Genomic DNA, 20,955 nt, shown 5'->3' with positions numbered 1-20,955 from the left:
TTCTTTTAAGTTAGAAACCTGCACTGATGCCAAAAAGAAACTGACGCCCCACCGGGTAAACACCAAAGTCCACGCCCAGCGCCGAGAAGGTGGAGTTGGTCTGGCTCACTTCGGGGTCCAGGCCGGTGTACTTGGTGATGGTGAACAGATTGGTGACGCCCACATACGCTCTCAGGGTGCGCATATGGCCTTTGAACCAGTTTTCCACTTTGAAGTTGTAGCCCAGCTGGAGGTTCTTCATCCTGAAGAAGCTGCCGTCCTGCACATAATAGCTGGAAGAAGCAAGTTCATAATCGGATGCCCTTCTGTTAGGCGTGTGAATCGTAGAAGTGGGATTGCTGGGCGACCAGCGGTCCAGCATACGCACGCTGGCCGTACCGTCGAAGGTGCTGAAGTCCGTAAAGTAACGGGTGGCCTCATACAGGTCGTTGCCCTGCGAACCGTTGAAGAACATGTTCATATCCCAGTTCTTATACTTGGCGTTAATGCTGAGGCTGTACAGGAAGTCCGGATGCGGGTTTCCGATAACGGTGCGATCGTCCGGCGTGATCTGCCCGTCGCCGGATACATCCGTGTATTTCGGGCCGCCCACGCGCGCGCCGCTGTATTTCGGGCTTTTGCCGAGGTCGTCTTCACTTTGATAAATGCCTTCCGATTTATACCCGTAGAAAGAGCCGAAAGGTTCGCCAGGCCTGAGGATCGTGGTTTGAAGGCTGCGGAACGTGCCGTACAGCTGTTCTTTCACGGAAGGGGCCAGCTCAAGTACTTCGTTTACGTTGCGGGATACGTTCAGGTTTACATCGAGCTTGAAGGGCCTGTCGTCCCGCTGGCCGTAGTGATAACCTACCGCCACTTCAATACCCTGGTTCTTCATATCCCCGATATTCACGAAAGGAGACGCGCCCATCCCGACGGAAGTGGACGGCAGCGGAACCGGGTACAGCATGTCTGTGGTTTTACGGTTGTACCAGTCGATCGCACCATCGATCTCCCCGCCTAACAGGGTAAAGTCAAGACCGATGTTGAGGGATTTCAGTTCTTCCCATTTTACCTCCTCGTTTTTATACGCTTTTTGCCAAACACCGGCAACTACGCTTTTGCCGTTAAACGAATAGGCGGCGTTGGCGAGAAGGCTTTCGTAGCGGTCCAGGTACTGGAAACCGGGAATACGCTGGTTACCGGTAATACCGTACCCTGCGCGAAGTTTCAGGTCGGTGATCACTGAGCTGCCTTTCAGGAAACCTTCCTCGGAAAGGCGCCAGGCTATGCTTCCCGCGGGGAAGGTACCGTAGCGGTTGTTCTCGCCGAAATTGGAAGATCCGTCGCGGCGCACCGTAAGGCTAACCAGGTAGCGGTCGAGGTACGAATAATCGGCGCGGCCGAAGATGGAGAACAGCGAACCTACGCCGCCACTGGACGTGTTATTGATATTGGATGCGCCCGCGGGCAGGTAATAATAATCTGGGCTTCCGAGCAGGAAGAAGTCGTTACGGCCTGCGGAAAGGAAGCGGTTGCGCGACTGGTAAGCCTCGGTGCCCGCCAGTACGGTCAGCGCGTGCACATTGGCCACTGTCCATTTGTAGGTCAGCGTGTTGGTCCATGTCCAGTCTGTGTTGAAGCCCTGGAACTCAGACATGCCGTTTGCCGCGCTGCCTTCGGAAAATTCGAGGTTCGGATAGGTGAACGAAACCCCGCTGTAATTCTCATAACGCGCACCGAAAGAAGTGCGCGCCATCAGTCCTTTCACGATGTCTACTTCACCGAACACATTTCCGAAAAAGAAGTTGCGTTTGTTGATGTTATCTTTTGCGCGGTAAAGCATCGAGAGCGGGTTTTGGGCGTTGCCCAGCTTGTCGCCGCGGCTGCCCGCGAAGTTGCCCATGATATCATACACGGGAATGATCACAGGGATGCGGTACGCAAAACCGAATGCGCTGCCTTCTCCCTGGTAATCGCCCGATACGTTGGGGTTTACGCCCACGCCGGCAAATTCTTCATAACTGTACTGTATATTTTCGCCGAAGCGGAAATGATTGTCGAAAGCGGAAAATCTCGTGTTGGCGCGAACGTTATACCGCTCGTAACCGGTATGTTTCACGATACCTTCCTGGCCGAGGTAACCGGCACCGATGGCATAAGTGGCATTTTCGCCGCCGCCGTTAACGCCCAGCTGCACGTTGCGGATGGGAGCGTTTTTCGTGATCTCCCTGAACCAGTCGGTACCTTGCTGGTTGGCTCTTGTAATCTGGTAGAAGGTAGCCACGTCGCGGCTGTAATTGTATTTAGACGGATCAGCATCCGCAGGAGTGATGTTCTGCCCTGTTTTGCTGCCTGCAAGCAGGTATTCCGGCAAAGTGGGCGTGCTGCCGTTCCCGTAGTTGCTGCCGGTTGTGGCATCGGTGCCGGGGGTAAGACCGGCGTTGCGGAATGCTTCGAACAGGTATTCGGCATATTGCTGCGGGTTCATCATTTCCGGGAAAGCCTCGCGGCGCGGCGTCTGAACGCCGTAGTATGTGCTGAGATTGATCTTCGGCGGGCCTTTTACACCCTGGCGGGTGGTGATGATCACAACGCCGTTGTTCGCCCTGGCGCCATAGATGGATGCGGAGGACGCATCTTTCAGCACCTGCATGGTTTCGATATCGTTCTGGTCCAGCCAGGAGAGCTTGCCTTCATAAGGAACGCCGTCGATAACGAAGAGCGGGTCGTTGTTGTTGATGGTGGAGAAACCGCGGATGCGGATCTGCGGCGTAGCGCCGGGCGCGCCGTCGCTGATCACCTGCACGCCGGTTGCCTTACCCTGGAGGGCTTCCACCGGGCTGGCCACGGGCTGCTGTTTCATCTGGTTCACGTTTACCACGGCCACAGCCCCGGTAAGGTCTTTTACACGTTGCGCTGAATAACCCGTTACCACCACTTCTTCGAGGGAAGTATTGGAGAAGGCCAATGTGATGTCATAAGTTTTGCCTGCTGCTACAGCCACTTCCTGGGAAGTGAAACCAATGCTGGAAATAACGAGCACGTCGCCCGCATTGGCCTGGATGGAAAATTCACCGTTTTCGTTGGTAACGGTCCCTTTGCTGGTGCCCTTGATCTGCACCGCGGCGCCGGGTACCGGTTGTTTGTCTTGTTCGCTAATTACCTTGCCTTTGACGGTTTGTACCTGTTGATAAAAAAGCCCTGAGGCTACGGACGCCCGAACGTGAAGGGGGCCGGAAAAAACGAAGGCAAGGAGAAAAGCTCCGCCTATCGCCTTTTTCAGAAAAGCAACGTTCCTCTTGTTTTTCATAATTTTTTTGCGTTATAGTTCAGCGAAGATTTTTGAACTTCTTTCCCGGAAAAGCCTTGCCCACACAGCAATACAGCTTATTGCCGGTTTACGTGGAAAACCTAAATAGGTGTCATAACATGGGATTTTAAAGGTTAAAAAATAACCACGCGGCCGGCGTAACCGGCCACATCAGATCACAAACGGGCATAAGTCCCCAGGTACCGGTTTCCCGCCGGTTTTTGAGTGGACAATAAATTAGGCTTGATTAACGTGGTTTAATCATCTCGATTCCGAATTTGGCTTTAAACTATTAAGGCGTTGCGCTAAACTTGGTTTTTAGTGCAGACCTTACTTTTTATTTTCTCCTGCTACGTTTCTCAATAAAATTAGAATGGGCGTGGGTCGTTTGGCTTTTTGTTTCTTAAACTGCGATTTGTGGAATGCTTTTTTATAGTTCAGATAATATTGAAACATGTTAAATGTACACTATCTTTTCATCAATTCCAAAATTCAGCACAAGAAATCCGCCGCCTGACAGGGCCTGCTTCCATGGCCTTAATTTTAGCAAGCATATTAGCAGCTTCCTTCCTATGATTTCCCGAAAACATCTCCTAATTTCATCCATATCCTAAAAGATCCACATGACAACAGTAATTCCACGTAACCACGGCTACGCCGTTCGCGTATCGTTGATCGCCGCCCTCGGCGGTTTTTTATTCGGTATGGAAGTGGCCGTTATTTCCGGCGCTGAAAAAACCATCCAGCAGCTATGGTCGTTAAGTTCCTTCTGGCAAGGCTTCACCGTTGCTTCCAGTCTTATCGGCACCGTGTTCGGCTCGTTGCTGGCCGGCGGTCCTGCACAGAAATACGGCCGCAAAAAAGTACTGATCGCCATTGCGCTGATGTACCTGCTCTCCGCCATCGGCTGCGCGCTGAGCTCGGCCTGGCTGCTGTTCGTTTTGTTCCGTTTTATCGGCGGATTGGCCGTGGGAGCGTCTTCCGTGGTAGGGCCCATGTACATTTCCGAAATAGCCCCGGCGAAAATACGCGGCGCATTGGCTGGATCGTTCCAGGTGAATATCGTGGCGGGCATACTGGTGGCTTATCTTGCCAACTTCCTGCTGGCCGGTATCGGGGAAGATGCCTGGCGTTATATGCTCGGCGTGATGGCGATCCCTTCGGTGATATTCGCTATCCTGGTGAGAACCATCCCCGAAAGCCCGCGCTGGCTGGTGCTTAACGGGCAGGACGAAGCGGCGGAGCGCGTATTCGCGCGTACGGGCGAAACCGGTATTGCAGACCTGATCAGGGAAGAACATGCACTGGCGAAACAAGGCATCAAAGAGAAGCTGTTCTCCGGCAAATACAACAAACCTATTTTCTACGCCATGCTGCTGGCCATGTTCAACCAGCTGTCCGGCATCAACGCGATCATTTATTATGCGCCGCGCATTTTCGAAATGGCGGGCTTCAGCCAGGCGAACGCTTTCCAGCAATCGGTGTACATCGGCCTGGCGAACTTCATTTTCACCCTGCTGGCCATGAGCGTGATCGACCGTTTCGGGAGGAAAAAATTACTGCTGGCCGGCGCGGCGGGCATGTTCGTTTTTCTCGCGTTAACGGCTATTGCGTTTAACAGCCCGGGCGGCGGCGGCACCAGCGTAATTATTTACCTGATCGGTTTTATCGCCTGCTTCGCGTTTTCGCAGGGCGCGGTGATCTGGGTGTTCATTTCCGAAATATTCCCCAACGCCGTACGCTCGCAGGGCGGCTCGCTGGGCAGCTTCACCCACTGGATCATGGCGGCCATCATCTCCTGGACCTTCCCAATTATCGTGGAAGGCAGCGCCAACGGCGGGTTTTATTCTTTCATCTTTTACAGCGTCATGATGCTGGCCTCTTTCCTTTTTATCTGGCGGGTAATGCCGGAAACGAAAGGCAGATCGCTGGAACAGATACAGCAAGACCTTGGCATCAAATAAAAGAAGAAGGCTGACAAAATGGTCAGCCTTCTTCTTTATGCTTCTTCGATCACGGCATCGGGGGCGTTGGCCTTTACCGATACTTTGCCTTTTTCGCGGCCGCCGGTACTGTTGTACATCTCGCTGGTGCCGATCACTTCCGTGCCGCCTTTCAGCACGAAATAATACCGGCCGTCTTTAGACGTGTGGTCTTCGTACTGCCGGTCTATCGCCGCGTTCGTTTTTACGGAAGCGATGCCCTGCAGGCATTTGTCTTTGGTCGTGTAATGTTCGCTGGTGAGTATCTTCTCTCCGTTGCCGGCTTTCAGGGTAAAATAAAATGCGCCGGAAGGGCCCTTGGCGATAACGAATTTGCCCATAAGTTGAAGTTTTTAGGGTAAAACAATAAAGGGGTCGTAATGAAAATACGACAAATTACAGGATTTGCCGCAACAACAATTATTACTAAATTAGGCGTCCTATGATAGTCCTGATACAATCGATCGACCGTGTTGGCCTGGTGGCCGGCATTTCCGCCATCATGGCGAAGGAACGGCTGAATATCGTGTCGCTGCGGGAATTTGTGGATAAAACAGATAACCGTTTTTACATTCGTATAGAAGCCGAAAAAGATACGGATATCCTTGCCCTGGAAACCGCCATCCGCCAGGTGCTTCCGCCCGAAGCCTATGTTAGCATCAACCCCAGGCCGGAAAAAAAGATCGTCGTAATGGTGACCAAAGAATACCATTGCCTGGCAGACATTCTCGTGCGAAACCAGTTCAATACCCTTGGCGCTTCCATACAATGCGTGATCGGCAACCACCAGGTGCTGCAGAATATCTGCGAGCGTTTCGCCATTCCTTTCCATTACATTTCGCATGAACAGGACAGCAAGGCCGTGTTCGAGGAAAAGATGGAAAAAGTGATTGAAGGGTATAATCCTGACTACATCGTGCTGGCGAAATTCATGCGTGTGCTGAGCCCCGCTTTCGTGGCGAAATACCCGGAAAGGATCATCAACATCCACCATTCATTCCTTCCCGCTTTCGCGGGCGGCCATCCGTACAAACAGGCTTTCGAAAGAGGCGTGAAACTGATCGGCGCCACTTCCCATTTCGTAACCAACGAGCTGGACGAAGGGCCGATCATCGCGCAGCAGGTGATACCGGTGAACCATTCGTTCACCACGGCGGATATGATCAGGGCAGGCAAAGAGATCGAAGTATCTGTGCTGGCAAAGGCGCTCAGCCTGGTTTTCAGCGACCGTGTATTTGTTTACCGTAATAAGACCGTGGTGTTCGAGTAAAATGCTGAATGTAAAATGATATCATAAAGAAAAGCGCACGATGTGCGCTTTTCCTGTTCATGGGCGGGATTAATCTCATTGGGCGGCGGAGGCGGACGCCGTCATTCGGATAATGCCGGGGAATGAGCCCGGTAACGGAATATTTTTTCTTATGCTTCTTTCGCGGGCGAATCTTTTTTAATCACCGGCGGTGTGAACTTTATTTCTTCTTTCGGTTTTGCGGGAGCGTCTTTTTTAATCACCGGCGGAGCGAATTTTACTTCTTTTGATTTTACCGGCGCATCCTTTTTGAGCCCCGGCGGAGCGAATTTCGCTTCCTGTTTCCTTGCAGGCGGCGCTGGCGGAGGAGGTGGCGGCACGCCCTTTTTGAATCTTGGCGGCGTAAATTTCACTTCCTTCTGAGGAGCGGGCGGAGGAGGTGGCGGCACGTTCTTTTTGAATTTCGGCGGCGTAAAGTCCGCTTCTTTCTGAGGAGCGGGCGGCGGTGGCGGCGGCACTTTGCCTTTGGAAGGGGAAAGTTGTTTGGAAGGGGCCGGGGGTTTTTCTTTTTCCTGGGCCGGGAGCGTAGTGCAGGCCAACAGCAATACGCCTGCCAGGGCAGCGGGTAGCTTGAGCATAACGGGTAATTTTTAGGAAGACGCAGACGTTCCCCGTTTCCATAAAAATTCCAGAAAATTTTCTTCAAAAAACGGCTTTAACCCATGTGCGCCACTCCCGAGCCCGGAGCAATCTCGAACGCGATGTTCACCTTCGTGCCCTGCGCAACGCCGTCTTCCCCGTAAAGATCGATCACGCGGATGTGGAAAGTGGTGTTGAAAAGCGCTTTGTACAGCTCTACGCGTTCCATACACAGGCTCATGCCCTTGGAAGCATGACTGGAAGGCTGGCGGCGGATGGATTGTGCGCGGCCCACCCCATTGTCCGTGATCTCGCACAACAGTTCTTTTTCCTTAGGCCGGCGCCAGTGGATGTTGAGGCTGCGGTCGCCTTCCTTGTTCATCAGCCCATGCCAGATGGCGTTTTCGAGGAAAGGCTGGATGAGCATGCCCGGCACAAAATATTCATCGGGATTGATGCCGTCTTCTATATAAATCGCGTATTCGAACGGCTTGTTGGTACGCAAAGCTTCTATTTTGAGATAATGGCCCAGCAGCTCCACTTCTTCCCGGAGGGAAATAAAGTTTTTTTCCGCGTGCATCAGCACCATCCGCAGCAGCCGAGCGAAGTTGGACACGTAATCCGAAGCTTTGTCTATATCCGACGCCAAAATACAATGATAGATCCCGTTGAGGCAGTTGAACAGGAAATGCGGGTTCATCTGGCTTTTGAGCGTTACCAGCCTGAACTCGGCCAGCTGTTTGTGCAGCAGCTGTACTTCCATGGCCTGGCGGCGGGCTTCTTCCTCCATTACCGTGCGGGAAATTTTGGACGCGCAGATGGCGGCCACCCTTTGCAGCAGCACGAGATGCCCGGCGGTGTAGAAGTTGCGGCGGGAATGCTCCGAATCGATAATGCCGATCACTTTGCCGCTTTCGGTAATAGGCACGGTGATCTCGGAAAGGCGGCGCTCGTCGTCTACGATATACCGCGGGTCTTTGGACGTATCAGGAATGAGCTCGGGGCGGCCCGTAACCGCCACCGACCCTACGATGCCGCGGCCCAGCCTGATCTCGATCGGGTCGCGGATCTCGAAACGCACGGGATTTTTAGGGCCGTAGGCGGCTTTTTGCACCAGCACGCCCCGTTCTTCGTCTACCAGGTAAATCACACAATCTTCGAGGTGCAGGCGGGAAATGCAGTTTTTGGCAACGTCCCAGAGGATGTCGTCTACCGTATTTTTGCCGAAAAGCGAGGTGGTGAAATAGTTGAGCGTGGCTTCTGTTCTGTATTGCCGCCTGTAGCGGGCCATCTGGCGGTAAATTACCGCCAGCAGCAATATAAGCGCAGCGATAATGGCGATATAAGCGGTTGCAGGCATTGGATTCCCCAAATTCCACCCCAATTTACTCTTTTTTCTCCGCAGCACGTTATATTTGCACCCATGGATCAGATCGTGCAGCAAATAGAAGCATACAAGCAGGAAATTGCCGCCTTCCAGCCCAAAACGGCGGAGGAACTGGAACAATACCGCATTAAGTTCCTCGGCACCAAAGGATTGGTGAAAGCGCTTTTCGGGGAAATGAAATCCGTGCCCAACGAACAGAAAAAAGAGTTCGGGCAGGTACTGAACAGTTTCAAGCTGCTGGCTGAAGGCAAATACGAAGAATTTGAGCACCTGAAAAACGGCGCGGCAGACGCTTCCGGTCACCTCGACCTTACGCTTCCCGGCGAGCCGCACCGCCTCGGCACGCGCCATCCTATCAGCATCGTGCGCAACAAGGCCATCCGTATTTTCGAACGCCTCGGCTTTACCATCGCCGAAGGCCCGGAGATCGAGAACGACTGGCATAACTTCACCGCACTGAACCTCGACGAGAATCACCCGGCCCGCGATATGCAGGATACGTTTTACGTGCACAACAACCCCGACTGGCTGCTGCGCACGCATACCTCCTCCGTACAGGTGCGCGTGATGGAAGAAGGCAATCTGCCCATCCGCATCATCTGCCCCGGCCGCGTATACCGCAACGAGACCATCAGCGCCCGCGCCCACTGTTTCTTCCACCAGATCGAAGGGTTGTACATCGCGGAAAACGTTTCTTTCGCCGACCTGAAACAAACGCTGTATTATTTCGTGCAGGAGTTTTTCGGCGAGAATTTCAAAGTACGCTTCCGCCCGTCTTTCTTCCCCTTCACCGAGCCCAGCGCCGAGATGGACATCTCCTGCCTCATCTGCGGCGGCGAAGGCTGCAGCGTGTGCAAACATACCGGCTGGGTTGAAATTCTCGGATGCGGCATGGTGCATCCCCAGGTGCTGGAAAACTGCGGCATCGATTCGAAAAAATACACCGGCTTCGCATTCGGCATGGGCATCGAAAGATTGACCATGCTCAAATACCAGATCAAAGACCTCCGGCTGTTCTCAGAAAACGACCTTCGTTTCCTGAAGCAGTTCCAGGGCGCCATATAATTCTTCTTTTCAGGGCCGGGACCGTTTTGTTCCGGCCTTGTTGTTTTTCCCCCTCGTGTTTACCCTAACTCCATTCGTTATGCAATCCGTTCAAGACATCCAGGTAATTGCCGTTTGCGGCGCCGGAACCATGGGCGCGGGCATTGCGCAGGTGAGCGCCGCCGCCGGCTTCCGCACCTTGCTGTTCGACCTCAGCGAAAAAGCTTTGCAGCAGGGTTACGCGCAGGTACAAAACAACCTGCAGAAAGCCGTAGACAAAGGGAAAATGCCGCAGCAGCAGATGACGGACATCCTTTCGCGCCTCACGCTTTGCCACGATATCGGCGAATGTACCGCCGATGTGATCATTGAAGCCATCGTGGAAAAAACCGAAGCGAAAGTATCGTTGTTTAGCCGGCTGACCGCCGTGAACACGCCGGATACTATTTTCGCCACCAATACTTCTTCTCTTTCCGTCAGCGAAATAGCGCGGCAGATCGAACACCCCGCGCGCGTGGCCGGCATGCATTTCTTCAACCCCGCCCACCTTATGCAGCTGGTGGAAGTGGTGCGCGGCGAACAAACTTCCCCGCATGTGGCCAACCTGTTGTACGCGCTTGTGAAAGAGATGGGCAAAACGCCCGTGCGCGTAAGAGATTCGCCTGGCTTTATCGTGAACCGCGTGGCCCGGCATTATTATCTTGAAGCGATGGAAGTGGTGGCCAACGGCATTGCAGACATCGCCGTTACCGACCGCCTGCTGGAAGCCGCGGGTTTCAGGATGGGGCCTTTCGCGCTGATGGACCTCATCGGCAACGACGTGAACTATGCCGTGACCGTTTCCCTTTACGAAGCCTTTCAACAGGCGCCGCGGTTCAAGCCGGGGGCCATGCAGGCGGAGCTGGTCGCCAAAGGCGAACTGGGCCGCAAAACCGGGAAAGGTTTTTACAACTATTAATTTACATTTGTGCCGCAATAACAATCCATCCGCAATGATCCTTGTAACCGGGGGAACAGGTTTTTTAGGCAGCTATCTTTTACGGGCCCTCGTGCAGTCCGGCAAACCGGTGCGCGCCTTGTACCGCAGCCGCATTCCCGAACAGGTGAACGACATCAGGGAAAAAGTGGAATGGGTAAAGGCGGATGTGTTAGACCTCGGCGCGCTCGAAGACGCGATGGAAGGCATCACCGAGATCTATCACTGCGCGGCGATCGTTTCGTTTCACCCGGATAAACGGGATGAAATGTTCAAGACCAATATCGAAGGAACGGCCAATGTGGTGAACCTTGCTATCGACGCCGGCATCCGGAAGATCGTTCACGTCAGTTCCGTAGCCGCGCTGGGCCGCGCGAGAGAACAAACGGCGCTTACCGAAGAAGCGGAGTGGGAAGAAAGCGGCAACAATTCCAACTACGCCGTCAGCAAACACCTCAGCGAAATGGAAATATGGCGCGGCATTGCCGAAGGGCTCAACGCTGTGATCGTAAATCCTTCCATCATTCTCGGCAGCGGCTTCTGGCACGACGGCACGGGGCTGATGCTGAAAAACGCCTGGAAAGAATTTCCGTACTACACCGAAGGTGTGAACGGTTTCGTAGACGTTCGCGACGTGGCGGACGCCATGGTGAAACTGATGGACAGTTCCGTTTCGGGAGAAAGGTTCATCCTCAACGGCGACAATTGGCCTTACCGCCAATTGTTCACCCGCATGGCGGAAACGCTGGGCAAAAAACCGCCGCATATCGCCGCCAAACCTTGGATGGCCGCGCTCGTATGGCGCGTGGAAAAACTCCGCAGCCTCTTCACCGGCAAACGCCCGCTTATTACCCGCGAAACCGCCCGTACTGCACAGCTGAAAGTTTTCTACAACAGCGGCAAGATCACACAAACATTGCCAGGCTTCCGCTTCCGCCCGATGGAAGAAACGGTAACGGACGTAAGCAAAGCTTATCTCGCCGCCCAAACGGCCCGGTAAAAACCAAACAATATTCCCGCAATATAAAAGGGCGCCCGCTGGGGCGCCCTTTGCGATATCATCAAAACGTCGTGTTATTGCCTGAACAGCAGCCCGAGCATTACCGCGGCCAGCGTTCGCTGCACGTTTGCATCGGCTTTTGCGTTGATCCATGCCCGGGGATTGTCTCCCGTAAGCACGGCGGCAACCGGCACGCCCTTCAGTTGGAACTCGTAACAGATCTTGTCGGTACTGTTGCGGATGCCGTAGCGGTTGTGCGCGGTTACCCTGATCTCGTCTGTGGCGGAGCGCAGGATGCCGACGGGTTTGTTATCGTTCAGTTCGAGGAAGGCGATGTTTTTCTTCAGCAGCAGTTCCCAGCTTTTGAGCGGGTCCTGCGCGGTGGCGCCGGCAAAGATGTACCAAAGCGGCGCATCGCCTGCCAGGGTGTTGAGGTATTCGGGAAGCGGGCGGTTGGAGAAGGTGATCTTCCCCGTGCTGAGCACCTGCACGGGTTGCTCCGCGTCCCGGCCTTTGGCGGTGAAATAAAAAGCGTCCGCCGTGCTTTTGAATTGTTTTGCCGGTGTATTGGCCGCTATGCCGTTGGTACGGGAAGAAGTGGAGAAATCGCCGAGCGTGATGGTTTTTGCCGTCAGCCAGCCGTCTTTGATCTTCACCGGCAGTTCGTTGGCGGCGATATAAAGGCCGGGATCGGCGGCGGGCGGTTTTACGGAGGCGCAGGCCGTCAAAAGCAGGCAAAGGGCAATGAAAGGGCCGTAAAGTGTTTTTATCATGCGTGTAGAACTAACTGTTGAGCTTTGACCATATTTCCGGGATACGTTTGATCCAGGCGAGTTCCTTTTTCTTTTCGCGGGCGTCTTCCACGGGCGAGCCGAAGTAAGTTTTACCGCCGTCGATAGACTTGCCGATACCGCTTTGCCCGAGCACAACGGCGCCTTTCCCGATGGTCAGGTCTTTGTTAACGCCTACCTGTCCCCAGAGTATCACATTGTCTTCGATAATGGCCTTTCCGCCCACGCCTACCTGCGCGGCAAAAAGACAGTTCTTCCCGATCACCGCGCCGTGACCGATGTGCACCATGTTATCGAACTTGGTGCCGGCGCCGATGATGGTATCGCCGCTTACGCCTTTGTCGATAGTGCAGCCCGCCCCGATCTCCACATCATGTTCGATGATCACCCGGCCGCAGCTGAGCAGTTTGTCGTACATCACCTCCCTGCTTGCGCGTTTCTTGAAATAAAACGCGTCTGCCCCGATAACGGTGCCCGCGTGAATGATCACGTTGTCGCCGATAGTGGTATGGTCGTAGATGGTAACGTTAGGATGGATGATGCAGTTTTTGCCGATGGTTACGTGATGCCCGATAACCACCCCGGGAGATACAACGGTACCTTCGCCGATCACAGCCGTATCGCTCAGGGGGGAAGTAAGGGGCACGAAGGGGCGGTGTTTCTTCACGAGGCTGACGTAGGCGCTGAACGGATCGTCCGTTACCAGCAAAGCCTTGCCGGCGGGCACGTCTACCTTCTTGTTGATGATGATGATGGTGGCGGGGGAAGTAAGACAGGCGTTGTAATACTTCTCGAAATCCACGAACGAGATGTCTCCCGTTTCCACTTTATGGATCTCGTTGATGCCGGTAGCCATGAGCGTTTCATCTCCTGCCAGCTCTGCGCCAATGAACGCAGCTATTTCTTTTACCGCAATCGGTGTTTCAAACTTCATAGTTCATCTTTAAATCAGACAGCAAAGTTAGGGGGCGTTATCCACACTTTTTTTCTGCCTGTGAATAAAATTTCTTGTAAAATTTTTCTTTTGTGATGAAATTCTTTTTAATATTGTGTAGGGAATTTTATTTCCCTGTACTTACTAACCCATTCACATAACAAGAAAGTCTGATTGTTCTCACGGTCAGACTTTTTTTATTGCCCTTGTAACCCGCGGCAGCAAAGCGTTTCAAAGCATTCATTTTTTTTCCTCACATCATCGCGAACAAAATGCGCGGCCCGTTTTGAGGGGTTGAAGCGTAAAGTTGCCCTTTCCTGTTTTTCCCGTTTTTTGATCCGGCCGGCCCTTAAAAGCGCTTTTAAAGGCAAAAATTTTTGCTGGCGGGGATGCTTTCAAAGGTTAATCCTGCAGGTTTGCCATTTTAATGAGTTGCTGAAGGCGGAGTATCCTGATCTTTTTCCCCGTAAGGTCTATCACCTTCTCTTTTTTGAATTCGGAAAGCAGGCGGATAGCCGATTCGGTAGCGGTGCCCACGAGGTTGGCGATCTCTTCCCTGGAAAGGGTTACGTTGATGGTCTGTTCATCTTCTTCCAGGCCGTAAGTGTTCTTCAGCGTCAGCAGGGTTTCGGCCAGCCGTTCCCTGACGGGCTTCTGTGCAAGATGGGTGATCTTGGTTTCGGCCCTTCTCAGTTCGCTGGTAAGTATCTGCATCATCTTGAGCGAAAGGGCGGTGTCTGTCTGGAGTATCTGGAGGAAAATATCGCGGGGAATAAAACACACCGCACTGTCTTCCAACACGGTAGCTGTTGCGGTATAAGGCTCGTTATCGATCAGCGCTTTGTAACCGATGAGGTCGCCGGGCCTTACGAGGCGGATGATCTGCTCCCTCCCTTCGTCGCCGCTGTGGGAAAGTTTCACCTTACCTGTGTTGATACAGTAGATGCCATAGGGATGGGCGCCTTCCTGGAAAATTACCTGGCCTTTTTTGTACACTTTGCACGTTTTGGCATTGGCTATCTCCGCTACATGTTCAGGCGTAGCGGCGGAAAATATCTCGCCCAGGAATTTGTTGCAGAACCGGCATTCTGTTTGATCGCTTAACATATCATATGCCATAAAACCTCAAGGATGCGGCAAAATTACTAATTTACAGGCCCTTAACCAAAGTAAGCATCTTGAGCCTGCACTATTTTTCCGTGTACAAGCCATACGAAGTGTTGACCCGCTTCGGAAAAGAAGGAGATAAAGCCGTCTTGTCCGACTACTTTGACGTGCCCCGCGATGTTTATCCCGTAGGCCGCCTCGATTACGACAGTGAAGGACTGCTGATACTGACTAACGATAAGTCGCTCAACCACCGCCTGCTGGACCCCAAACATGCGCATGAAAGGGAATACTGGGCGCAGGTAGACGGAGCGGTGACCAACCAGGCCATCCGGCAACTGCAGGAAGGCGTTACCATCAGCATCGACGGCAAACCTTACCGCACCCGCGGCGCCGACGCGGAAATTTTTACGGCCGACCCCATCGTGCCCGAACGCAACCCGCCTATCCGTTTCCGCAAACATATCCCCGCTCCCTGGATCAGGCTGACCGTTCGTGAAGGAAAAAACCGGCAGGTGCGTAAAATGACCGCCGCCGTTGGTTTTCCCACGTTGAGGCTCATCCGTTACAGGATCGGAACGCTCACGATCGACGGCCTTCAGCCGGGCGATATGATGGAGCATACGCAGCAGGAGATATACAAAGCCCTTTTCCGTTAACATCGCTCCCGCCCAAATTGGCTGGTTCCCAATCAGAAATATGGCTTCATTTAACTAGATTTGTCACATTAAACAGAAAATATGCTCAAATCCATGACCGGCTTCGGCCGTGCGGAGGTAACCCGGGGAGAAACAACCATTGTGGCGGAAATAAAGTCGCTCAACGGCAAACAGTTCGAAGTGAACCTGAAAATGTCCCCTCTGTTAAAGCCCTACGAATTCGATATCCGTAACCTCCTCCAGCAGGAGCTGCAGCGCGGCACGCTCGATGCCACCATCAACATCAAGCAGAACGGCGCTACCCGCCCCGTGGTGATCAACACCGAGCTTGCGCGTTATTACCACACCGCCATCACCGCCATGGCCACCGAGCTTTCCCTGCCTCAGGAAGACATGCTCAACGTGCTCATGAAACTGCCCGAAGTGGTAACGCCCGCTTCCGAACAAATGGAAGAATCCGAATGGCTCGAAGTGGAAAAGGTGATCCGCACCGCGGTAGGCGATATGGACGCGCACCGCATCGACGAAGGCGCCATGCTGGAAAAAGACCTGCTGCTGCGCATCGACAACATCCTGCTGTACACCGAAAAAGTGAAAGAACTGGACCCGCTGCGTAAAGATAAAGCGCGCACCCGCCTCGAAGGACTGCTGGCCGAATATGTGGGCAAAGAAAACGTAGACGCGAACCGCATGGAGCAGGAATTGATCTTTTACCTGGAAAAGCTGGACATTTCGGAAGAACTGATCCGTCTTCAGAACCACTGCCGGTATTTCAAAGACATACTCGCCGAAGCCGAGGCCGCCAAAGGCAAAAAACTGGGATTCGTACTGCAGGAGATCGGCCGCGAGATCAACACCACCGGCTCAAAGGCGAACGACGCCGGCATCCAGCAATGGGTGGTGATGATGAAAGACGAACTGGAAAAAGCAAAAGAGCAGGTACTGAACGTACTTTAAGCTGAAATACAACTATGACCGTAAAGACGAACCAGGGATACGCCGTCCTTTTTACATGCCTGCTGGCCTTCGCCTGCAAGCCCCCGAAACTGGATACCTTCGAAAAAAACAGGGATATCCCGCATTCGGAATGGTCGGCAGACAACCGGCCGGTATTCGAACTGGAGCTGGCTCCCGAAGATACCGCGTACTACTACAACATTTATGTGAACGTGCGGCATACGGACGCATACCCTTACAATAATCTCTGGCTACTTGTAAGCACGCAGCTGCCGGGAGACAGCGCGGCGGCTACCCGCCGCGTGGAACTGCCGCTGGCGGACACTTACGGCAAATGGCTGGGAAGCGGCATCGACGACATCTACGAGCACCGCATTCCTATCCAGCAAAACGCCATCTTTGCAAAACCCGGCATGTACCGCTTTACCTTCGAGCAGAACATGCGCCAGAACCCGCTCCCCGATATGCTGAGCGTGGGGCTGCGCATCGAAAAGGCCGCCCCGAGGAAATAAACGGCACAGGCCCGGGCATTGTCAGTAAACACAAAACGGCGGATGTATCGATAGATTCATCCGGCCTTTAAAAAAAACATTAATTACGGATGAAACAATCCTCATCATCCGGCCTGCCGAACAGGAAGATGATCACCGGCATCTATATTTTTGTGCTGGTATACACCATCGTACAGCTGCTGTGGTGGGGCGTGCTGCTGCATCAGCAAAGCAAGCAGATCGCGAAAAACGAACAGATCGCGCTTACCCATAAGATCCAGGAGCTGACGCACCCCGCCGAGTTTATGCAGGAAATGCAGCGCCTTCACAAAGAGCAGCAGATGCGCACCTTCAAGTACATCGGCGAAGGCGTGATCTTTCTCGTATTGATACTCGCCGGCGCCGCCATCGTTTACCGCGCCGTATGGAAACAGATGAAGCTTGGGCAGCAGCAGCAAAACTTCATGATGGCCGTTACCCACGAGCTGAAAAGCCCCATCGCCGTCGCGAAGCTCAACCTCGAAACCCTCCGCCGACATAAACTGGACGAAGAAAAACAACGCAAGCTGCTGGATGCCACCATCCGCGAAACCAACCGCCTCGACCAGCTGTGCAACAATATCCTGCTGGCTTCGCAGTTCGAGCACCGCAAATACCAGCCCTTCCTCGAGCATCTCGATTTTTCCCGGCTGCTGAGAGACGCAACGGAAGAATTGCAATGCCGTACCGTCAGTCATAACATAGAAGCTGACATAATGCCGGGCGTGGAATTACAGGGCGATAAATTCATGATCACCCTGATGCTGAACAATCTGGTGGAAAACGCGGTCAAATACGCCCCCAAAGGCAGCACCATCCGCGTGAAACTTTTCAGATCGGGCGAAACGCTGAAACTGGCCGTGAGCGACGAAGGAGAGGGCATTGCGCCGGAAGAGCGCGGCAAGATCTTCCTGAAATTCTACCGCATCGGCAACGAAAATACCCGCAAAAGCAAAGGCTCCGGGCTGGGCCTGTACCTCACCCGCAAGATCGTAGAGCAGCATGGCGGTACTATCGCCGTGAAGGACAATTCCCCGAAAGGCACGTGTTTTGAGATCACCTGGAATGATTATTCCGTACAATCTGTATAAAATTAACCGGTTGTACGTAATTTTATAGGCAACCACCACAATGCATCACTATGAAGGAAGCGACGAAAGCATCTATATTGCTGGTAGAAGACGAGGAGAACCTCCAGGAAGCGCTGAAGCTCAACCTGGAACTGGAAGGTTATGAGGTAACGGCCGTGGATAATGGTACCAGCGCGCTGAAAGCCGTGAAAAACGAATATTTCGACCTGATCATCCTCGATATCATGCTCCCGGAAATGGACGGCCTCGCCGTTTGCGAAAACATCCGCATTCAGAACAACGAAGTGCCCATCCTTTTCCTCAGCGCCAAAAACAGCAGCGCAGACCGTGTGCTCGGCCTCAAAAAAGGCGGGGACGACTATATGACCAAACCTTTCAATCTCGAGGAACTGCTCCTCCGCGTTGAAAAGCTCATCGTCAAAAACAAAAAGATCCAGGATAAAGATTCCGTTCCCAACGTATACCGCTTCGGCAATAACATGATCGACTTCGCAGCGCAGGAATGCGTGGGGAAAGACGGCAAACATCACGAGCTGTCCAAAAAAGAGACCATGCTGCTCAAGCTGCTGATCGAAAACAAAGGAGAAGTGGTGACCCGTGAAAAGATCCTCCAGGTGGTATGGGGCTACAACGTATACCCTACCACCCGCACCATCGACAACTTCATCCTCAATTTCCGCAAATATTTCGAGCAGGACAGCCGCAATTCCCAGTATTTCCACTCCGTTCGCGGCGTAGGCTACAAATTCACCGACGGCTGAGGCCCCGCACCAGCTATCCTTATTCCCCCGCCGATTGTAAAGTAGCTCCCGCCAGCTATTCAATACCGTTTTTCCAGCCGCTGAACGCTTCTTACTTTTAAGCGGCTTAGGAATCTGATATGTATAACCCCACAAGCGGACTGGATCTATCGCATGCACTCACGGCGCCGCCGGCATTGGAATTACTGCCCTTACCGGGCGTCTTTATCCTCATCATTGTTTTTTTCGTACTGGCCGCGGTTACCGGTCTTTTTTTCTGGTGGCGCGAGCGCAGGCTCCGGCGCAATATGCAGGAAAAGATCGCCATGCACGACAGCCGCGCTTCGCTGGAACTGCACACCATTCAAAGCCAGATGGACCCGCATTTTATTTTCAACAGCCTCAACGCCATTCACAGCTTTATCCTTTCCTCCAGCACCGAACTGGCTTCTTCTTATCTCACGCGTTTCAGCAAACTCATGCGCCTCACGCTCGAAAACAGCAGCCGCGAATGGATCACGCTGGAAGAAGAGCTGGAATCGCTGGAGCTGTACCTGCAGCTGGAACAGCTGCGGTTCGACGGGCAGTTCGAATACGTGATACACCGCCTGCCCGATTGTCCCCAGCTTTCCGTGCTGCTGCCGCCCTTCGTGGTACAGCCCCATGTGCAGAACGCCATCTGGCACCGCCTGCTGCACCGCGGCGCGGAACGGAAAGGATTGATCAGCATCGAGATCGGGAGGAAAGACGGGGTGTTTTTTATTAAACTGGAAGACAACGGGGTGGCGCGCCAAAGCGTTTTCCATAGCTACCAGCAGCGCACGGAAAGCACGCGTGTGGCCGCGGAAAGGCTGCACTGGATCAACACGCGTTATCATACCCATGCCGCCATCACCACCGGTCATGTGTACGATCAGCATCACCAGAGAACCGGCACCTACACGGTTATCCGCCTGCCGGACGTTACCGCGGCTTCCCTTCCGGAAGAAGCGGAGATTTTTAAGTAAATTAGCATTGCTGAGTATATTCCTTTTACCCTAACAAAGGGCTTTCATGACTACCATCATTATAGACGATGAGGAACATTGCCGCGATGTGCTGCATCTGCTGCTCACGCGTTATTGTCCTGAATTGCAGGTAGTAGCCGTATGCGCCGGCTCCGAAGAAGGGCTTAAAGCCATCGTCAGGCTTCAGCCGCAACTGGTGTTTCTCGACGTGGAAATGCCCGGCATGAACGGCTTTGAGCTGCTTGAAACCATCGGCCGGCCGAACTTCTCCGTGATCTTCACCACCGCCTACGATCAATACGCCATCAAAGCCATCCGCCACAGCGCGCTCGACTTTTTGCTGAAGCCCGTAGATAAGGAAGAGCTGGTAGTGGCGGTCAAAAAAGCCGTCAGCCAGCGTCACGCTTCAGGCCCCAAGACCGAAGCGCTCCTCCAGTTCCTTCACCAGCACATGCAGCCCAACGAAAGGCTCGCCCTGCCTACGGTAGACGGCCTCCGTATGATGCCCGTGCGCGAGATCACCTATTGCGAATCGGAAGGAAGTTACACCCGCGTGTTCCTTCAGCAGCATGCCTCGCCGCTGCTCATCTGCCGCTCGCTGAAGGAAGTGGAAGACGTGCTCAAAGACAAAGGTTTTTTCAGGGTGCACAACAGCTACCTGATCAACCTTTCGTACATGTACAAATACATCAAGGGAGATGGCGGGGAAATCATCATGACAGACGGGCGGAGCGTGCCGGTAAGCCGCCACAGGAAACAGGAATTCCTGACGAGGATCGAGAAGTTATGATGCGTTAAAGCGGCTTCAGTTCGTTTACCGCCACCCATCCGCTTTTACCGTCGGCGAGCTGCACTTTGCTGAACTGGCTGGTGCCGTCGAGGACCTTCACTTTCATGCCTTCCTTCAGTTCAAACAGGTCTTTGCTGCCATCGTCCGGCGCGGATTTGACTTTTACCGCGCTGTGCATCACAATGGCTTCGCCGCTGTTGTACGCTTTGTTGTGCATCCAGATCGCCATGGAGAAATAACCAATGAACAGCACACCGGTGAGCGCCATGGCCCAGCGGAACCAACGCCTGCCTTTCACCGCGACAAAAAAGTACATGATCGCGGAAGCGGCCAGCAGCCAGAACCATACGATGCTCCACACCGCCCAGCCCGCGCCGGAATGCAGCGACTGCCATTGCAGCCACCATTTTTCGAAGAACAGCAGCGGCAGCGTTTCGACATTGCTGCCCACGCGCTGGTTGGCCAGCGCCAGGTTCTGCTCGGTAGCTTCGTCGCCGGGATGGAGATGCAGCGCCTTTTCGAAACTGTACACGGCCATGCCCGTCTGGTTGCTTTTGTAATAAGCGTTGCCGGCATTGAAGTACAGGTCTGCCACCTGGTATCCCGAATCGATCAGCTGCTGGTATTTAGCGGCGGCTTCTTCATATTTTTTCTGCTGGTACAGCTGGTTGCCTTCGGTAAAAAGGGCGGGCGCCTTCTGCGCCTGCGCCCTAACCGCGGCGGCGGTGAGAAGGAGGAAGAACAGTACCCGGATGGATGGTTTGAATGAACGCGTCATAATCG

The 20,955-nt window shown here is 53.5% G+C and carries 20 protein-coding genes; 12 read left to right on the top strand and 8 right to left on the bottom strand.

The genetic code is table 11. The annotated features are described in order from the left end of the window. Positions 1 to 10 precede the first annotated feature (10 nt). Positions 11 to 3,289, bottom strand: a complete 3,279-nt coding sequence (locus J7I43_RS12265; protein ID WP_209145970.1) for a SusC/RagA family TonB-linked outer membrane protein — start codon at positions 3,287 to 3,289, stop codon at positions 11 to 13. 623 nt (positions 3,290 to 3,912) lie between these two features. Between J7I43_RS12265 and J7I43_RS12260 the strand changes: the two genes are divergently transcribed. Continuing rightward, a complete protein-coding gene (locus J7I43_RS12260; RefSeq protein WP_209145969.1) occupies positions 3,913 to 5,253 on the top strand; it encodes a sugar porter family MFS transporter in 1,341 nt (446 codons plus the stop codon). 35 nt (positions 5,254 to 5,288) lie between these two features. Here J7I43_RS12260 and J7I43_RS12255 read toward each other — a convergent pair whose 3' ends face one another. Next, positions 5,289 to 5,612, bottom strand: coding sequence for a YegP family protein (locus J7I43_RS12255; RefSeq protein ID WP_209145968.1), 324 nt, complete (start codon positions 5,610 to 5,612; stop codon positions 5,289 to 5,291). Between the two features lie 101 nt (positions 5,613 to 5,713). Between J7I43_RS12255 and purU the strand changes: the two genes are divergently transcribed. Next, entirely contained in the window at positions 5,714 to 6,541 is an 828-nt protein-coding gene (gene purU / locus J7I43_RS12250) for a formyltetrahydrofolate deformylase (protein ID WP_209145967.1), read from the top strand. 149 nt (positions 6,542 to 6,690) lie between these two features. Here purU and J7I43_RS12245 read toward each other — a convergent pair whose 3' ends face one another. After that, entirely contained in the window at positions 6,691 to 7,158 is a 468-nt protein-coding gene (locus tag J7I43_RS12245) for a hypothetical protein (RefSeq protein ID WP_209145966.1), read from the bottom strand. Between the two features lie 77 nt (positions 7,159 to 7,235). Further along, complete coding sequence (locus tag J7I43_RS12240) at positions 7,236 to 8,519, bottom strand: histidine kinase (RefSeq protein ID WP_209145965.1); 1,284 nt, start codon at positions 8,517 to 8,519, stop codon at positions 7,236 to 7,238. A gap of 63 nt (positions 8,520 to 8,582) precedes the next feature. Between J7I43_RS12240 and pheS the strand changes: the two genes are divergently transcribed. From pheS to J7I43_RS12225, 3 genes are all read left to right on the top strand, one after another. Next, positions 8,583 to 9,611, top strand: coding sequence for a phenylalanine--tRNA ligase subunit alpha (gene pheS / locus J7I43_RS12235; protein ID WP_209145964.1), 1,029 nt, complete (start codon positions 8,583 to 8,585; stop codon positions 9,609 to 9,611). Between the two features lie 79 nt (positions 9,612 to 9,690). Next, on the top strand, positions 9,691 to 10,548 hold the full coding sequence (locus J7I43_RS12230; RefSeq protein WP_209145963.1) for a 3-hydroxyacyl-CoA dehydrogenase family protein: 858 nt from the start codon (positions 9,691 to 9,693) through the stop codon (positions 10,546 to 10,548). Positions 10,549 to 10,582: 34 nt separating this feature from the next. Beyond that, positions 10,583 to 11,566: an NAD-dependent epimerase/dehydratase family protein gene (locus J7I43_RS12225; protein WP_209145962.1), complete on the top strand. Its 984-nt coding sequence runs from the start codon at positions 10,583 to 10,585 to the stop codon at positions 11,564 to 11,566. Between the two features lie 74 nt (positions 11,567 to 11,640). Here the strand turns inward: J7I43_RS12225 and J7I43_RS12220 are convergent, their stop codons facing one another. From J7I43_RS12220 to J7I43_RS12210, 3 genes are all read right to left on the bottom strand, one after another. Further along, complete coding sequence (locus J7I43_RS12220) at positions 11,641 to 12,339, bottom strand: hypothetical protein (protein WP_209145961.1); 699 nt, start codon at positions 12,337 to 12,339, stop codon at positions 11,641 to 11,643. 10 nt (positions 12,340 to 12,349) lie between these two features. Continuing rightward, a complete protein-coding gene (locus J7I43_RS12215; protein ID WP_209145960.1) occupies positions 12,350 to 13,291 on the bottom strand; it encodes a UDP-3-O-(3-hydroxymyristoyl)glucosamine N-acyltransferase in 942 nt (313 codons plus the stop codon). A 402-nt stretch (positions 13,292 to 13,693) separates the two neighbouring features. Next, positions 13,694 to 14,398: a Crp/Fnr family transcriptional regulator gene (locus J7I43_RS12210; RefSeq protein ID WP_209145959.1), complete on the bottom strand. Its 705-nt coding sequence runs from the start codon at positions 14,396 to 14,398 to the stop codon at positions 13,694 to 13,696. Between the two features lie 71 nt (positions 14,399 to 14,469). Here J7I43_RS12210 and J7I43_RS12205 point away from each other — a divergent pair, with 71 nt between their 5' ends. The 7 genes from J7I43_RS12205 (at position 14,470) to J7I43_RS12175 (ending at position 20,172) form a co-directional block, all read left to right on the top strand. Then, positions 14,470 to 15,057, top strand: a complete 588-nt coding sequence (locus tag J7I43_RS12205; RefSeq protein WP_209145958.1) for a pseudouridine synthase — start codon at positions 14,470 to 14,472, stop codon at positions 15,055 to 15,057. A gap of 81 nt (positions 15,058 to 15,138) precedes the next feature. Continuing rightward, a complete protein-coding gene (locus tag J7I43_RS12200; RefSeq protein ID WP_209145957.1) occupies positions 15,139 to 16,014 on the top strand; it encodes a YicC/YloC family endoribonuclease in 876 nt (291 codons plus the stop codon). Between the two features lie 14 nt (positions 16,015 to 16,028). Then, on the top strand, positions 16,029 to 16,526 hold the full coding sequence (locus tag J7I43_RS12195; protein ID WP_209145956.1) for a gliding motility lipoprotein GldH: 498 nt from the start codon (positions 16,029 to 16,031) through the stop codon (positions 16,524 to 16,526). An 89-nt stretch (positions 16,527 to 16,615) separates the two neighbouring features. Then, complete coding sequence (locus tag J7I43_RS12190; RefSeq protein WP_209145955.1) at positions 16,616 to 17,635, top strand: sensor histidine kinase; 1,020 nt, start codon at positions 16,616 to 16,618, stop codon at positions 17,633 to 17,635. A gap of 50 nt (positions 17,636 to 17,685) precedes the next feature. Further along, positions 17,686 to 18,396, top strand: a complete 711-nt coding sequence (locus tag J7I43_RS12185) for a response regulator transcription factor (protein ID WP_120518973.1) — start codon at positions 17,686 to 17,688, stop codon at positions 18,394 to 18,396. Positions 18,397 to 18,515: 119 nt separating this feature from the next. Further along, the gene (locus J7I43_RS12180; RefSeq protein ID WP_209145954.1) at positions 18,516 to 19,382 is read left to right on the top strand and encodes a histidine kinase; all 867 of its coding nucleotides are present in this window, start codon (positions 18,516 to 18,518) and stop codon (positions 19,380 to 19,382) included. Positions 19,383 to 19,428: 46 nt separating this feature from the next. Continuing rightward, positions 19,429 to 20,172: a LytR/AlgR family response regulator transcription factor gene (locus J7I43_RS12175; protein ID WP_209145953.1), complete on the top strand. Its 744-nt coding sequence runs from the start codon at positions 19,429 to 19,431 to the stop codon at positions 20,170 to 20,172. 4 nt (positions 20,173 to 20,176) lie between these two features. Here the strand turns inward: J7I43_RS12175 and J7I43_RS12170 are convergent, their stop codons facing one another. After that, positions 20,177 to 20,950 carry an SH3 domain-containing protein gene (locus J7I43_RS12170; protein ID WP_209145952.1) on the bottom strand — a complete coding sequence of 258 codons (774 nt, stop codon included), beginning with the start codon at positions 20,948 to 20,950 and terminating at the stop codon, positions 20,177 to 20,179. Between the last annotated feature and the right edge of the window lie 5 nt (positions 20,951 to 20,955).

Origin of the sequence: Chitinophaga chungangae, from assembly GCF_017742215.1 — a bacterium.
In the GTDB taxonomy this organism is placed as follows: Bacteria; Bacteroidota; Bacteroidia; order Chitinophagales; family Chitinophagaceae; genus Chitinophaga; species Chitinophaga chungangae.
Note: the sequence above shows the minus strand (reverse complement) of the source record. Positions and strands in the feature narration are given on the sequence as shown.

Excerpts from the sequence above, each read along its gene's own strand:
- J7I43_RS12265 (WP_209145970.1), bottom strand. The coding sequence starts at position 3,289 with ATGAAAAACAAGAGGAACGTTGCTTTTCTGAAAAAGGCGATAGGCGGA.
- J7I43_RS12260 (WP_209145969.1), top strand. The coding sequence starts at position 3,913 with ATGACAACAGTAATTCCACGTAACCACGGCTACGCCGTTCGCGTATCG.
- J7I43_RS12255 (WP_209145968.1), bottom strand. The coding sequence starts at position 5,612 with ATGGGCAAATTCGTTATCGCCAAGGGCCCTTCCGGCGCATTTTATTTT.
- purU (WP_209145967.1), top strand. The coding sequence starts at position 5,714 with ATGATAGTCCTGATACAATCGATCGACCGTGTTGGCCTGGTGGCCGGC.
- J7I43_RS12245 (WP_209145966.1), bottom strand. The coding sequence starts at position 7,158 with ATGCTCAAGCTACCCGCTGCCCTGGCAGGCGTATTGCTGTTGGCCTGC.
- J7I43_RS12240 (WP_209145965.1), bottom strand. The coding sequence starts at position 8,519 with ATGCCTGCAACCGCTTATATCGCCATTATCGCTGCGCTTATATTGCTG.
- pheS (WP_209145964.1), top strand. The coding sequence starts at position 8,583 with ATGGATCAGATCGTGCAGCAAATAGAAGCATACAAGCAGGAAATTGCC.
- J7I43_RS12230 (WP_209145963.1), top strand. The coding sequence starts at position 9,691 with ATGCAATCCGTTCAAGACATCCAGGTAATTGCCGTTTGCGGCGCCGGA.
- J7I43_RS12225 (WP_209145962.1), top strand. The coding sequence starts at position 10,583 with ATGATCCTTGTAACCGGGGGAACAGGTTTTTTAGGCAGCTATCTTTTA.
- J7I43_RS12220 (WP_209145961.1), bottom strand. The coding sequence starts at position 12,339 with ATGATAAAAACACTTTACGGCCCTTTCATTGCCCTTTGCCTGCTTTTG.
- J7I43_RS12215 (WP_209145960.1), bottom strand. The coding sequence starts at position 13,291 with ATGAAGTTTGAAACACCGATTGCGGTAAAAGAAATAGCTGCGTTCATT.
- J7I43_RS12210 (WP_209145959.1), bottom strand. The coding sequence starts at position 14,398 with ATGTTAAGCGATCAAACAGAATGCCGGTTCTGCAACAAATTCCTGGGC.
- J7I43_RS12200 (WP_209145957.1), top strand. The coding sequence starts at position 15,139 with ATGCTCAAATCCATGACCGGCTTCGGCCGTGCGGAGGTAACCCGGGGA.
- J7I43_RS12195 (WP_209145956.1), top strand. The coding sequence starts at position 16,029 with ATGACCGTAAAGACGAACCAGGGATACGCCGTCCTTTTTACATGCCTG.
- J7I43_RS12190 (WP_209145955.1), top strand. The coding sequence starts at position 16,616 with ATGAAACAATCCTCATCATCCGGCCTGCCGAACAGGAAGATGATCACC.
- J7I43_RS12185 (WP_120518973.1), top strand. The coding sequence starts at position 17,686 with ATGAAGGAAGCGACGAAAGCATCTATATTGCTGGTAGAAGACGAGGAG.
- J7I43_RS12180 (WP_209145954.1), top strand. The coding sequence starts at position 18,516 with ATGTATAACCCCACAAGCGGACTGGATCTATCGCATGCACTCACGGCG.
- J7I43_RS12175 (WP_209145953.1), top strand. The coding sequence starts at position 19,429 with ATGACTACCATCATTATAGACGATGAGGAACATTGCCGCGATGTGCTG.
- J7I43_RS12170 (WP_209145952.1), bottom strand. The coding sequence starts at position 20,950 with ATGACGCGTTCATTCAAACCATCCATCCGGGTACTGTTCTTCCTCCTT.